We start from the raw sequence: 13,223 nt of genomic DNA on the forward strand, positions 1-13,223 counted from the left end.
AAGACTCATAGCGCCTATTTCTTGAGGAATTTATCCGGCGGGATGGTCACCGTCATTTCCCGCGGTTTCGGGTGCACGAAATTCGCCAGCGCGAAGACGATGCCGTAGCCGATCCCGAAAATCACGGCGACGACCGTCAGGAAGCGGAACAGGCTGGGCATGGAGGCGACTCAGGCGGCGAATTAACCAATGAAATCATCCAACATGTTCCCCGCGCCGTTGCAAGAGTCGCTGGTAACGGTATCGCCGGGGGTAGTATAGGTGGCTCGAATTCTGAACAAATCGTCCCAATATCCGAGCTTTTTGATGTCCGACGCAGCCGTCCCGGCGCCCACCCACCCGACCCTGGAGGCCGATATCACGGCTGCGCTGGGGACGCGGTCGATCGTGCTGGTCGGCATGATGGGGGCCGGTAAGTCGACTATCGGCCGCCGGATGGCGCTGCGGCTCAGTTTGCCGTTTACCGATGCCGACACCGAGATCGAGGCGGCGGCGCGCATGACGATCCCGGAGATCTTCGAGACCCATGGCGAGCCGTATTTCCGCGACGGCGAGGCCCGGGTGATCGCCCGCATCCTCGACAGCGGCTCGGTCGTGCTGGCGACCGGCGGCGGCGCCTTCATGCGCGAGGAGACCCGCAGCAAGATCCGCGACCGCGCCGTTTCAATCTGGCTCAAGGCCGACAGTGATATCATCATGCGCCGGGTCCGCCGCCGCGCCGATCGTCCGCTGCTGCAGACCGCCGATCCCGAGGCGACGGTGAACCGGCTGCTCGGCGAGCGCGAGCCGGTCTACCAGACCGCCGATCTGACGATCGCCTCGCGCGACGTGCCGCACGACCGCATCGTCGACGAATGCCTCGCGGCCCTGCATGCGCATCTGTGCGGCGTGCATCCGGCCGGCGAGCCACCACCTGATGGATTGAACGCTACCTCATGACTGCACCCTTGAAACACTCCGCCTCCGTTACCGTCGACGTCGCGCTCGGCGACCGCGCCTATGACATCGTCATCGGCCGCGACGTGCTGGCCTCGCTGGGCGAGCGGATCGCGGCGCTGCGGCCCGGTGTGCGGACCGCCATCGTCACCGACCGCACCGTCGCAAAACACTGGCTGGAGCCGGCCGAGGCGTCGCTGGCGGCCGCGGGCGTGCCGACCTCGCGGATCGTCGTCGAGGAGGGCGAGGGCTCGAAGAGCTACACCACGCTGACGCAGGTCAGCGAGGCGCTGATCGCGGCGAAGATCGAGCGCAACGATCTGGTGATCGCGCTCGGCGGCGGCGTGGTCGGCGATCTCGCCGGGTTCGCGGCTGCGATCCTGCGCCGCGGCGTCGATTTCGTGCAGGTGCCGACCTCGCTGCTGGCGCAGGTCGATTCCTCCGTCGGCGGCAAGACCGGCATCAACTCGCCGCAGGGCAAGAACCTGATCGGCGCCTTCCACCAGCCGGTGCTGGTCATCGCCGACACCTCGGTGCTCGACACCCTGTCGCCGCGCCAATTCCGCGCCGGCTACGCCGAGGTCGCGAAATACGGCATCCTCGGTGACGAGGCCTTCTTCGCCTGGCTGGAGAAGAACCACGCCGACATCTTCTCGGGCGGTGCGGGGCGCGAGCATGCGATCGCAACCTCCTGCCGCGCCAAGGCCGGCGTCGTTTCCCGCGACGAGCGCGAGACCGGCGAGCGCGCGCTGCTCAATCTCGGCCACACTTTCGGCCATGCGCTGGAAGCCGCGACCGGCTTCTCCGACCGCCTGTTCCATGGTGAGGGCGTTTCGGTCGGAATGGTGCTCGCGGCTGAATTCTCCGCGCAGCTCGGCATGATTTCATCCGACGATGCGGCCCGCATCGCGCGTCATCTTTCCGCGGTAGGATTGCCGACGCGTCTGCAGGATATCGCAGGCTTCACGCAGGAAGGGCTTGCCGATGCCGACGCTCTGTTGGCGCTGATGGCGCAGGACAAGAAGGTCAAGCGCGGCAAGCTCACCTTCATCCTGCTGGAGGCGGTCGGCCGCGCCGTGATTGCCAACAATGTCGAGCCGCAGCCGGTGCGCGACTTCCTGCAAGCCAAGCTGAAGGCCTAGAGCGGGATGACTCTTCTTCGAATCGTCATCCCACTCTATCTCTTTGATTTGAGCATGATCTTTTCGGAAAACCGCTGCACACTTTTCCGGATCGTGCTCTAGCCACGGATTAAGCCAGTGGGATGGTTGACCTTCTCGATCGTGCTGCTCTGTCTGCTCGTCTCCGCCTTCTTCTCGGCGAGTGAGACGGCGCTGACCGGCGCCTCGCGCGCCAGCATGTTGCGGCTGTCGAAGCAGGGCAACAGCGACGCCACGGTGGTCTCGAGCCTGATGGCGATGCGCGAGCGGATGATCGGCGCACTGCTGCTCGGCAACAATATCGCCAATATCGGCGCCTCTGCGCTTGCCACCGGCATCTTCACCGCCTGGTTCGGCGATGTCGGCGTGCTCTATGCCACCGGCGTGATGACGGTGCTGGTGGTGATCTTCGCGGAAGTGCTGCCCAAGACCGTCGCCATCAATGCGCCGGACCGGGTGTCGCTACTGGTGGCCCGGCCGATGCGGCTGACGGTGTTCGTGCTCGGCCCGCTGCTGACCATCATCGAAGGGATCGTCCGCGCCCTGATGCGGCTGCTCGGCATCAAGATCGGCGCGCATCAGGCCATCCTGTCGCCGACCGAACGCCTGCGCGGCGCGGTCGATCTGCTGCATCACGAAGGCAAGGTCGAGAAGCAGGACCGCGACATGCTCGGCGGGTTGCTCGACCTCAGCGAGTTGCAGGTCTCCGACGTGATGGTCCACCGCACCGAGATGACCATGGTCAACGCCGACCTGCCGCCCGAGGAGCTGGTGCGCGAGGTGCTGGCGAGCGAATACACCCGCATCCCGCTGTGGCGCGAGAAGCCGGAGAACATCGTCGGCGTGCTCCACGCCAAGGACCTGCTGCGCGCGATGCGCGCCAATGAGGGCGACATGTCGGCGATCGATGCCTCGGCGATCGCGCTGCCGCCCTGGTTCGTGCCGGAGATGCGCCCGGTCTCCGAACAGCTGAAGGCGTTCCGCCGCCGCAAGACCCACTTCGCCCTCGTGGTCGATGAATATGGCGAGGTTGAAGGCATGGTGACGCTGGAGGACATCCTGGAGGAGATCGTTGGCGACATCTCCGACGAGCACGATGTCGTGGTCGCCGGCGTGCGCGCCCAGCCGGACGGCTCGGTCGTGGTCGACGGCTCGGTGCCGATCCGCGACCTCAACCGCGCGATGGACTGGCGCCTGCCGGACGAGGAGGCGACCACGGTCGCCGGCCTCGTGATCCACGAGGCGCGCTCGATTCCCGATCGCGGCCAGAGCTTCACCTTCCACGGCTTCCGCTTCCGCGTGCTCCGCCGCGAGCGCAACCGCATCACCGCGCTGCGCATCGTCGCCGTCCCGCGCGAGGCCGCCGAGCTCGACGAGAAGAAGCCGAAGCGGGCAGGGACGGCGTTTTAGCCAATCGAACGACGGTCCATCACCGTCACCCTGAGGAGCCGCGAACCGGCGTCTCGAAGGGTCGACGGCCCGACTAGTGGCCGTGCATCCTTCGAGACGCGCTACGCGCTCCTCAGGATGACGGGTTAGGAAAGGGCGCTAGCCTACTCGATATCGATCGTGATGCCCGACAGCTTCCACGCGCCGTCGGAGGGGATGAAGCCGAGCTGATACTTCACCTGCTTGGGCGTGGTGTCGAAATGGCCCTTCAGCCGCAACACGCCCTTGTCGTCGATCTTGGCGTCCTCATCGAGCACGATCGGCTTGGCGACCACCGCGTCGAACACCGCGTGCTTGTCGACCAGGTCCTTGAAGATCGTCTTCAGCTTGTCCGGCGAAAACTGGTCGCGGAACGGCTTTGAGATCTTGGCGTGGAACACGGTGAAATTGTTCGCGGCCACCGCATCGTTGAGCGAGACCAGGATGCTCTTGATCAGCACCTCCTGGACGAACGGGCTCGGCATATCCAGCGCTGCGGCCGGGCGCATCGCGCAGATCAGGAGCAGGCCGGCGGCGGCGACAATCGACCGGAAACGTGGCCAGCAAGGGATCATCAATGGCCCCATATCAAGCGTGGCGATACGATCCATCATTCACCTGCTTGCAGATGGCGCAGGTCCGTCGCCCGAGGTCCCATTCTCATAACGGAAAACCGCTGCTTCGTCTTGAGCCAAGCGCGCGCTAGCGCGGCTTTTCCCCGGGGCCGTGGGCGTGGATCGCCAGCGCGTGCACCGAGCCGGCGAGTTCCTGCGCCAGCGTCGCATTTATCATGCGATGGCGTTCGATCCGGCTCTTCCCTTCGAAGGCCGGAGACACAATATATACCCTGAAATGTGTCTCGCCGCCTGGCCTGTGGCCGGCGTGGCCCTCATGCAGATGTGACTCGTCGACCACGTCGAGGCTTTCGGGCAAGAAAGCTTCACGCAACTTGTTTATGATAGCGTCTTTGGTGCTCATGGCGGCGGAGTTAGGTCCGCGACGGCTTTTCGTCAATGGTGCAAGCGGGAAACGAGGTCTGCGCAATGTCAAGACTTGAAGATTTGTGCATTGCGTAGTCAAAGAGAACATGCCGATCGATTCATCTAAATTCTTCGACTCCATTCGCATCAAGCCGACCAAGGTGAGTGCGAAGCGCCAGGCGCAAGCCGGCGAGCAGGCTGTTGCCTGCGAGTGGGCGGGTTGCCAGAACAAGGGCGCGCACCGCGCCCCGAAGGGTCGCGAGAACTCGCGCGAGTATTGGCACTTCTGTCTCGATCACGTCCGTGAGTACAACCAGTCCTACAATTTCTTCCAGGGCATGAATCCTGACGACGTGGCGCGCTACCAGAAGGACGCGCTGACCGGCCATCGCCCGACCTGGAAGATGGGCGCCAACAACGGCAAGAAGGAGAGCGGTCTCGACGCCGCCGCCGATCCGTTCCACGTGTTCTCCGAGCTCAACGGCCGCGGCCGCTGGCGGCCCGGGCCGGGCGGCGCGGAGCCCAAGCCCGAGACCCGCAAGGTCATGAACGCCGAGCGCAAGGCGCTGCTGGTGATGGGGCTCGGCGCCGGCGCGACGCTCGAAGACGTCAAGTCGAAGTACAAGGCGCTGGTGAAGCAGCACCACCCCGACGCCAATGGCGGCGACCGCTCCACCGAGGATCGCCTGATCGAGATCATCAAGGCGTACAATTATCTGAAGACCGTGGTGCGCGAGGCGTAGGGTCTCGCTGTCTTCGTCGCCCCTGCTCCCGTGCGCAACTGCGCACTAGGCAGGGACGACAGCGGAGTTCGTGGCTCCGCTGTCGATTCGCCGCTAGCCCTCAGCCCTCAGCCCTTCGGCACTGCTCCGACATACGACGAACTCGGCCGGATCAGCCGGCCGGTGCGCCGCTGCTCGAGCGCGTGCGCGGTCCAGCCGGCGGCGCGGGCCACCGCGAAGATTGGCGTGAACGCCTGTCGCGGGATCTCAAGCCCATCGAGCAGGATCGCGGTGAAGAACTCGACATTGGTCTCCAGCGGCCGCTCCGGGTTCTTCTTGCGCAGTGCTGCGCGGATATAGGCCTCGACCTCGCCGGCGAACGGCAGGTCGGCGCCACTGGCCTCCAGCTGCTCGATCGCGACCTTCAGCACGTCGGCGCGCGGGTCGCGCACCCGATAGACGCGGTGACCGAACCCCATCAGCCGTTCGCCGTGCGCCAGCGCGCCGTCGACCCAGGGCTTGATGCGCTCGCGGGTGCCGATCGCATCCAGCATCTCGAGCACCGGCTCAGGCGCACCGCCATGCAGCGGGCCGGTCAGCGCGCAATAGCCGCCGGTGATGGCCGCGAACAGACCGGCCTGGGTCGAGGCGATCACCCGCGTGGTGAAGGTCGACGCATTCATGCCGTGATCGCAGACCGTGACGAAATAGGCGTCGAGCGCCGCAACCTCGCGCGGCTCGGCCTTGCCGCCCCGCAGCATCCGCAGCGTGTCCGCGGCGTGGCTGGCATTCGGGTCCGGCGCGATCGGGGCATGTCCCTTGGCGTGCTGGACCAGGGCGCCCGCGATCACCGGGAAGGCGCCGACGATGGTCGCCTCGTGCTCCAGCCCGTTCTCGCCGCGGAGGCCTGCGACAGCGGCACGGAAGCCGTCGACGATCGACATGCCGCGCGTCGCCGGCAGCAGGTCCGGCAGCCGGGCGAATGCGCGTTCGCGGGCGGCGCCGAGGCTGGCGCGGACATTGGCCTCGCTCAGCGATTTGCCGGTGGCGCCGTTCCACAGCCGCGCCGTGACGCCCTCGAAGCTCGACTTGCCTGCGAGGCTGGCGACGTGCTCGCCGGCGATGATTAACTCGCCGCGCTCGCCGTCGACATGGCTCAACACGGTCTCGGCGGCGGGGACGCCATCCAGACCGATCTGGCTCTTGGTGAGAATCATGTTCATGGCCCGATCTCCTTGCTTCACCCCTTCAAGGTCGGGCCTCTCGACGAGTTGATCAATCTTGATTATATAAATCAATATGAAAAAATCCGCCGAGCTTTACCTCTCCGCCCGCGAAGCCGCCGCCGAGCTCGCGATCTCGCCGGCGACCCTCTACGCCTATGTCAGCCGCGGCCTTATCCGCTCCGAGCCGTCGCCGGATTCGCGCAGCCACCGCTACCGCGCCGAGGACATCAGGGGCTTGAAGGAGCGCCGCGTGCCGTCGCCGGAGCCGCGCGGATTTCGCAATTTCGATGCCGACCTGCCGGTGATGGATTCGGCGATCGCCACCATCACCGAGCAGGGCCCGATCTATCGCGGCGTGAACTGCGTCGATCTCGCCCAGCGCGACACGCTGGAGCACACCGCGACGCTGCTGTGGGACGTCACCGGCGTCGATCCGTTCGCGTCGGACAATTGCCCGCATGTCTCGGATGAAATGCGCGCGATCGCCGAGGCCGCGCGCCGCGCCCAGCCGATCGATCGCACCGTCGCTGTGCTGGCGCTGGCGGCCAGCGCCGATCCGGGCGCCTTCACCCGCGCGCCCGATGGCCGCGCGATGGTCGGCGGGCGAATCCTGCGGCTGCTGGTCGCGACCATGCTGAACGCTGTGCCATCGGCCGAACCGCTGCATGAGCAGGTGGCGCGGGTCTGGACGCCGGACAACAAGCACGCGCCCGACCTGATTCGACGCGCGCTGGTGCTGCTCGCCGATCACGAATTGAATGCCTCCACCTTCACCGCGCGCTGCGCGGCATCGACCGGCCTCAATCTGTACGACGCCGTCATCGCTGGTCTCGTCGCGCTGAAGGGGCCGATGCATGGCGGCGCCGGCGTGCTCGCCTCGCGCCTGGTCAAGACCATGATCGACAATGACGTCGCGCCCGTCGTCCGCGAGCGGGTCGCGCTCGGCGAGCGCTTCGCCGGCTTCGGGCACGGCGTCTACAAGAAGGGCGATCCGCGCGCGATCTCGCTGCTTGAGGCGCTGACCCGCGCCGGCGCGCCGCGCAAATTCACCCGGGAAGTGCCGGAGCGGATCGCGGAAGCAACCGGCGAGTTCGTCAACATCGATTACGCGCTGGCGGTGCTGGTGCATGCGCTGCGGATGCCCGCAGGCAGCGAGCTCGCGCTGTTTGCGATGGCCCGCAGCGTCGGCTGGATCGCGCATGCCTGCGAGCAGCTTCAACTCGGCAAGCTGATCAGGCCTCGCGCGCGCTATGTCGGTCCCGCACCCGGGCGCGCCGGCGCCACCAATAGTATTTAGCTATTTCGCCGGTCTGGCCGGTTCGATCAGGCCGCCGCCATGCCGGCGGCGGATGGTCCAGATCGCGAGCGTCAGGATGACGGCAGCGCCCGCGACTGCGAACATCCAGAGATGCTTGCCGACATGTTCATGGTGCGGCAGGCCGGCATAGTCGTGCAGCGCGGTGACGGCGAGCACGCCGGGCAGCACATGGGCCGGCGCCCAGAGCAGGATCGCGGGAATGTTGACGGCGTAGAAGCGCGCCGGCGGCATGTCGAGCGCGCCGGCGGTGATCGGCACGAAGGCGCGAATCGGCGGCACGAAGCGGGCGAAGAACACCGCGAGCACGCCCCAACGGTTGAAGAAGGCCTCGCTCTGCGCGACCACGCGGGGGTAGTTGGAGAGCGGCCACGCCGACAGGATCTCGCGCTGGCTGCGGTGGCCGATCAGATAGGCCGTGCCGTCGCCGAGCATCGCACCGGCGGCCGCGGCGGCGAGCACCGGCACGAGCTTCAATTCGCCGCCTGGCACCAGCGCGCTCAGCGCCAGGATGATGGTCGAGCCCGGCACCAGCGAACCGACCACCGGGACAGCTTCCAGCAGGGCGGCCAGAAACAGCGTCAGGTAGGCGAGCCAGGCATGGGCCGAAACGAACGCGATCAAAGGGTCAAGAAATGACGTCACTGAATTCCTGGGTGGCGATGAAACAGGTCCGAGAGCTAACAACTCGCCGCCGGGCTGAAAAGTGCCTGCGGACAAGCCGCCGTGGCGCTGCGGCGAAAGTACGGCGAGATTTGCAGAGCAGCCTTCCAAAAACCGAGTTTTGCGCCTATCTTTATGATACAACAACGGAACTTTGATTTGCCCGTGGGCTTCTGCCGGCCGATGCTCTCTGCTAGGCTTGTGCGTAGCACCCCATCCGCAGCCAAATGACCTAAATCTGGTTTCGGGAGCGCCCGGGACCTCGGAGGATGAATGACGACGGCCGTCCAGACCAAAGCGCAAGAACCCGTCGGTTTGCCCGACATGAAGGTTTCGGTTCGGCAGGTCTTCGGGATCGATAGCGATCTGGAAGTTCCCGCCTATTCCGAAGTCGATCCGCATGTGCCGGAAGTAGACAGCGACTATCGCTTCGACCGCGCCACCACGCTCGCGATCCTCGCCGGCTTTGCCAAGAACCGCCGCGTGATGGTCACCGGCTATCACGGCACCGGCAAGTCGACTCACATCGAGCAGGTTGCGGCCCGCCTCAACTGGCCCTGCGTGCGCGTCAACCTCGACAGCCACATCAGCCGTATCGATCTCGTCGGCAAGGACGCCATCGTGGTCAAGGAAGGCAAGCAGGTCACGGAATTCCGCGACGGCATCCTGCCCTGGGCGCTGCAGCACAACATCGCGTTGGTGTTCGACGAATATGACGCCGGACGCCCGGACGTGATGTTCGTGATTCAGCGCGTGCTGGAAGTGTCCGGCCGCCTGACGCTGCTCGACCAGAACAAGGTGATCAAGCCGCATCCGGCGTTCCGCCTGTTCTCGACCGCCAACACGGTCGGCCTCGGCGACACGTCGGGCCTCTATCACGGCACCCAGCAGATCAACCAGGGCCAGATGGACCGCTGGTCGATCGTCACCACGCTGAACTACCTCGCCCATGACGAGGAAGTCGAGATCGTGCTGGCGAAGGCCAAGCACTATCGCACCCAGGAGGGCCGCGACATCGTCAATAAGATGGTGCGGCTGGCGGATCTCACCCGCAACGCGTTCGCCAATGGCGACCTGTCGACGGTGATGAGCCCGCGCACGGTGATCACCTGGGCCGAGAACGCCGACATCTTCAACGACATCGGCTTCGCGTTCCGCGTCACCTTCCTCAACAAGTGTGACGAGCTGGAGCGGCCGCTGGTCGCCGAGTTCTACCAGCGTTGCTTCAACGTCGAGCTGCCGGAATCCTCGGTCAACGTGGCGCTCAGCTAGCCCATGCCGAAAATCTCCGTCGAGCGCACAGTCACACAGACGAAGAAAGCGGTGCTCGGCGGATTGCTCCGCTACAACAACGAGAAGATGGGGAAGCAAAAGTACAAGCGCTTCGCCATCTCGCTGCGGCAAGGCGACGAGATCGTCGGCGGCATCGTCGGCGAGGTCTGGACCGCGGTGTTGTTCATCCAGCTGTTCTGGATGGAGCAGAAGTTTCGCAACAAGGGATTTGGCGCGAAGCTGATCAAGGCGATCGAAGACGAGGCGCGGCGCTTCGGAGCCACGCAATCCTATCTGGATACGATGAGCTTCCAAGCGCCGGGCTTCTACCGCGCCAATGGATATAAAGAGTTCGGTTCGATTGAGGGGTATCCCGGCGGCGTCACGCGCCACTGGTTTACGAAATCGCTATGACAGCCTCCAATATCAAATTCCGTCCCGGATCGAAGGAAGCGCCGACCGAGCCGTTCAAGCGCTCGGTGTCGGCCTGCCTGAAGGCGATCGCCAAGAAGCCGGAGCTCGAGGTCTCTTTCGCTGCCGAGCGTCCGGGGCTTGCGCCCGGCAAGGCGCGGCTGCCGGAGCCGGCCCGCAAGATGACCAAGCGCGATGCGGCGATCGTGCGCGGCCACGCCGATTCGATCGCGCTCAAGATCGCCTGTCACGATCCCAAGGTGCATCGCAAGCTGATGCCGGGCAATCCGCAGGCGCGCGGCGTGTTCGAGGCGGTCGAGCAGGCGCGCGTCGAGGCGATCGGCTCGCGGCGGATGGCCGGCGTTGCGAAGAATCTCACCGCGATGCTCGACGATCATTTCCACCGCGGCAAGTATGACGAGATCACCGATCGCGCCGATGCGCCGCTGTCGGATGCGCTGGCGATGCTGGTGCGCGAACGCCTGACCGGCATGGCGCCGCCCGCGGCTGCCAAGAAGATGGTCGATCTCTGGCGCCCGACGCTGGAGGACAAGATCGGTTCGCGGCTCGACCAGCTCAGCCGCTTCGCCGAGGACCAGGCGAGGTTCGGCGACCTCGTCCATGATCTGCTGTCGGCGCTCGATCTCGGCGACGACCGCAACATGGATTCCGACGACGACGATGACCAGGACGAGAACCAGGACGGCGAGAACGATCAGTCCGGCGCCGAGGGCTCGCCTGATTCCGACGCTGCGCAGGAGATGAGCGCCGATCAGGCCCAGACCACTGCGGAAGAGATGAGCGAAAGCGCGATGGAGAGCGCGCAGGCCTCCACGTCGGACACGTTCGACGACGGCGAACTCGGCGACGATGAGACGCCGGGCGAGGCGACACGGCCGAATTCCCGCGGCCAGAACGAGCCGCGCGGCCCGGAATATCATGCGTTTGCGCCGAAGTTCGACGAGGTGATCGCCGCGGAAGATCTCTGCGATCACGACGAGCTCGAGCGGTTGCGTTCCTATCTCGACAAGCAGCTCGCGCATCTGCAGGGCATCGTGGCGCGGCTCGCCAACCGCCTGCAGCGCCGCCTGATGGCGCAGCAGAACCGCGCCTGGGATTTCGATCTCGAGGAAGGCATCCTCGATCCGGCGCGGCTGTCGCGCGTCGTCACTGATCCCTATCATCCGCTGTCCTTCATGCATGAGAAGGAGGCGACCTTCCGCGACACCGTGGTGACGCTGCTGCTGGACAACTCCGGCTCGATGCGCGGCCGTCCGATCACGGTTGCCGCCACCTGCGCCGACATCCTGGCGCGCACGCTGGAGCGTTGCGGCGTCAAGGTCGAGATCCTGGGCTTCACCACCCGCGCCTGGAAGGGCGGGCAGTCGCGCGAGGCGTGGCTTGCGGCCGGCAAGCCGGCCAATCCCGGCCGCCTCAACGACCTGCGCCACATCATCTACAAGTCGGCGGATGCGCCGTGGCGCCGTGCGCGAAAAAATCTCGGCCTGATGATGCGCGAGGGCCTGCTCAAGGAGAACATCGACGGCGAGGCGCTCGACTGGGCGCACAAGCGCCTGCTCGCACGTCCCGAGCAGCGCCGCATCCTGATGATGATCTCCGACGGCGCGCCGGTCGACGACTCCACGCTGTCGGTCAATCCCGGCAACTATCTCGAGCGGCACCTGCGCCACATCATCGAGGAGATCGAGACCCGCTCGCCGGTCGAGCTGATCGCGATCGGCATCGGTCATGACGTGACGCGCTATTATCGCCGCGCGGTGACCATCGTGGATGCCGAAGAGCTTGGCGGTGCCATCACCGAAAAGCTCGCCGAGCTGTTCAGCGAGACGCACGGCTCGGCGCCCGCACCGGGCACGCGGCGCCGCCTCCACTCGTGAGACATGCGCTCATCAGTTAGCCGTCGCCATGTCCTGCAAGGGATGGCGTCGGGGTTATCGGCCGCGGCATTGCCGAGGCTTGCCCAAGCACAGGGCGCGAGCCAGCCGGCGCTGACGCCGGGACCGCCCGGCAGGCCGGGCCGCCACCGTGTCGATGAACCCGCAGCGGTCGAGGTCAACGCGCGGCCGCTGCCGTCGTTCGATATCCGCGATCGTTCGCGGGTGCGGTTCGGCGCGCTGGAATATCGCAGCGGCCTGATCCTGAGCTCGTCATTCTCCGGCTTCGGCGGCCTGTCCGCGCTGCGGCTCGATGCCAAGGGCGAACGCTTCATCGCGGTCAGCGACCAGGGCACCTGGTTCACCGGCCGCATCGTCTATCGCGGCCGCGACATGGCCGGGCTCGACGATGTCGAGGCGGCGCCGCTGCTCGACGCCCAGGGCAAGCCGATCACCGCGACCCGCGGCTGGTACGATTCGGAATCGCTCGCGCTCGACGGATCGATTGCCTATGTCGGGCTCGAGCGGGTTAACCAGGTGCTGCGCTACGATTTCGCCAAGGGCTTCACCCGCGCGCGCGGCGACGTGGTGCCGCTGCCCGTGGCGGCGCGCAAGCTGCCCATCAACAAGGGGCTCGAGGCGCTCGTCTTCGTGCCCAAGGTCATGCCCAAAGCCACACCGGCGAGCCCGCCGCTGGCCGGTACGCTGATCGCGTTTTCCGAACGCGGGCTCGATGCCGCCGGCAACCTGATCGCCTTCCTGGTCGGCGGCAACACGCCGGGCCAGTTCAGCGTCCGCCGCACCGAGAATTACGACATCAGCGACGCGGTGCTGCTGCCGTCGGGCGATCTGCTGATCCTGGAGCGGAAATTCTCCTGGCTCGGCGGCGCCGGGATTCGCATCCGCCGTCTCGCTTTGTCGGACATCGCGCCGGGCGCCGTCGTCGATGGCCCGGCGATCTTCAATGCCGATCTCGGCAACGAGATCGACAACATGGAAGGCATCGACGCCCATGTCACCACGGAGGGCGAGACCGTACTGACCATGGTTTCCGACGACAATTTCTCCCTGATCCAGCGCAATTTGCTGCTGCAATTCACGCTGGTTGAGTAAAGGGCGGCGCCCAAGGGACGGCGCTATCGCATTGCTGGTCTGCCCCGGCCCGTTCGGCGACGGCGACGGTTGGTGATCGCAGCGGCCGCCTCTATCTTGTGG

Annotated in this window: 14 protein-coding genes; 9 read left to right on the forward strand and 5 right to left on the reverse strand. The window is 65.8% G+C overall.

All coding sequences use genetic code 11. The features are described from left to right. Nucleotides 1-14 precede the first annotated feature (14 nt). Nucleotides 15-161: a hypothetical protein gene (locus BraRD5C2_RS23965; RefSeq protein WP_016843561.1), complete on the reverse strand. Its 147-nt coding sequence runs from the start codon at nucleotides 159-161 to the stop codon at nucleotides 15-17. A 145-nt stretch (nucleotides 162-306) separates the two neighbouring features. Here BraRD5C2_RS23965 and BraRD5C2_RS23970 point away from each other — a divergent pair, with 145 nt between their 5' ends. From BraRD5C2_RS23970 to BraRD5C2_RS23980, 3 genes are all read left to right on the forward strand, one after another. Then, complete coding sequence (locus BraRD5C2_RS23970; RefSeq protein ID WP_223972124.1) at nucleotides 307-939, forward strand: shikimate kinase; 633 nt, start codon at nucleotides 307-309, stop codon at nucleotides 937-939. Further along, nucleotides 936-2,078 carry a 3-dehydroquinate synthase gene (gene aroB / locus BraRD5C2_RS23975; RefSeq protein WP_223972127.1) on the forward strand — a complete coding sequence of 381 codons (1,143 nt, stop codon included), beginning with the start codon at nucleotides 936-938 and terminating at the stop codon, nucleotides 2,076-2,078. Before BraRD5C2_RS23970 ends, aroB begins: the two co-directional genes overlap by 4 nt. 117 nt (nucleotides 2,079-2,195) lie before the next feature. Continuing rightward, nucleotides 2,196-3,506 (forward strand): HlyC/CorC family transporter, encoded by a 1,311-nt coding sequence (locus BraRD5C2_RS23980; protein ID WP_223972130.1) that lies wholly within the window; start codon nucleotides 2,196-2,198, stop codon nucleotides 3,504-3,506. Between the two features lie 143 nt (nucleotides 3,507-3,649). Here BraRD5C2_RS23980 and BraRD5C2_RS23985 read toward each other — a convergent pair whose 3' ends face one another. After that, a complete protein-coding gene (locus tag BraRD5C2_RS23985) occupies nucleotides 3,650-4,138 on the reverse strand; it encodes a hypothetical protein (protein ID WP_223972134.1) in 489 nt (162 codons plus the stop codon). 88 nt (nucleotides 4,139-4,226) lie between these two features. Further along, a complete protein-coding gene (locus tag BraRD5C2_RS23990) occupies nucleotides 4,227-4,502 on the reverse strand; it encodes a BolA family protein (RefSeq protein ID WP_028338206.1) in 276 nt (91 codons plus the stop codon). Nucleotides 4,503-4,611: 109 nt separating this feature from the next. Here BraRD5C2_RS23990 and BraRD5C2_RS23995 point away from each other — a divergent pair, with 109 nt between their 5' ends. Continuing rightward, nucleotides 4,612-5,247, forward strand: coding sequence for a J domain-containing protein (locus BraRD5C2_RS23995; RefSeq protein ID WP_223972137.1), 636 nt, complete (start codon nucleotides 4,612-4,614; stop codon nucleotides 5,245-5,247). Between the two features lie 107 nt (nucleotides 5,248-5,354). Here the strand turns inward: BraRD5C2_RS23995 and BraRD5C2_RS24000 are convergent, their stop codons facing one another. Then, complete coding sequence (locus BraRD5C2_RS24000) at nucleotides 5,355-6,449, reverse strand: citrate synthase/methylcitrate synthase (RefSeq protein ID WP_223972139.1); 1,095 nt, start codon at nucleotides 6,447-6,449, stop codon at nucleotides 5,355-5,357. A 76-nt stretch (nucleotides 6,450-6,525) separates the two neighbouring features. On the opposite strand from BraRD5C2_RS24000, the gene BraRD5C2_RS24005 reads away from it, so the two are divergent. Continuing rightward, nucleotides 6,526-7,749 carry a citrate synthase family protein gene (locus tag BraRD5C2_RS24005; RefSeq protein WP_223972142.1) on the forward strand — a complete coding sequence of 408 codons (1,224 nt, stop codon included), beginning with the start codon at nucleotides 6,526-6,528 and terminating at the stop codon, nucleotides 7,747-7,749. On the opposite strand, the gene BraRD5C2_RS24010 is transcribed toward BraRD5C2_RS24005, so the two are convergent. After that, nucleotides 7,750-8,412 carry a DedA family protein gene (locus tag BraRD5C2_RS24010; RefSeq protein WP_223972146.1) on the reverse strand — a complete coding sequence of 221 codons (663 nt, stop codon included), beginning with the start codon at nucleotides 8,410-8,412 and terminating at the stop codon, nucleotides 7,750-7,752. A 291-nt stretch (nucleotides 8,413-8,703) separates the two neighbouring features. On the opposite strand from BraRD5C2_RS24010, the gene cobS reads away from it, so the two are divergent. From cobS to BraRD5C2_RS24030, 4 genes are read left to right on the forward strand one after another with little or no spacing between them, the layout of a single operon-like run. Next, nucleotides 8,704-9,702, forward strand: a complete 999-nt coding sequence (cobS, locus tag BraRD5C2_RS24015; protein WP_050405952.1) for a cobaltochelatase subunit CobS — start codon at nucleotides 8,704-8,706, stop codon at nucleotides 9,700-9,702. A 3-nt stretch (nucleotides 9,703-9,705) separates the two neighbouring features. Next, a complete protein-coding gene (locus tag BraRD5C2_RS24020) occupies nucleotides 9,706-10,116 on the forward strand; it encodes a GNAT family N-acetyltransferase (protein WP_095731654.1) in 411 nt (136 codons plus the stop codon). Further along, nucleotides 10,113-12,011, forward strand: a complete 1,899-nt coding sequence (gene cobT / locus BraRD5C2_RS24025) for a cobaltochelatase subunit CobT (protein WP_223972147.1) — start codon at nucleotides 10,113-10,115, stop codon at nucleotides 12,009-12,011. Before BraRD5C2_RS24020 ends, cobT begins: the two co-directional genes overlap by 4 nt. Before the next feature lie 3 nt (nucleotides 12,012-12,014). After that, nucleotides 12,015-13,121, forward strand: a complete 1,107-nt coding sequence (locus BraRD5C2_RS24030) for an esterase-like activity of phytase family protein (RefSeq protein ID WP_223972148.1) — start codon at nucleotides 12,015-12,017, stop codon at nucleotides 13,119-13,121. Nucleotides 13,122-13,223: the final 102 nt, after the last annotated feature.

This window comes from Bradyrhizobium sp. RD5-C2 (assembly GCF_019972155.1).
In the GTDB taxonomy this organism is placed as follows: domain Bacteria; phylum Pseudomonadota; class Alphaproteobacteria; order Rhizobiales; family Xanthobacteraceae; genus Bradyrhizobium.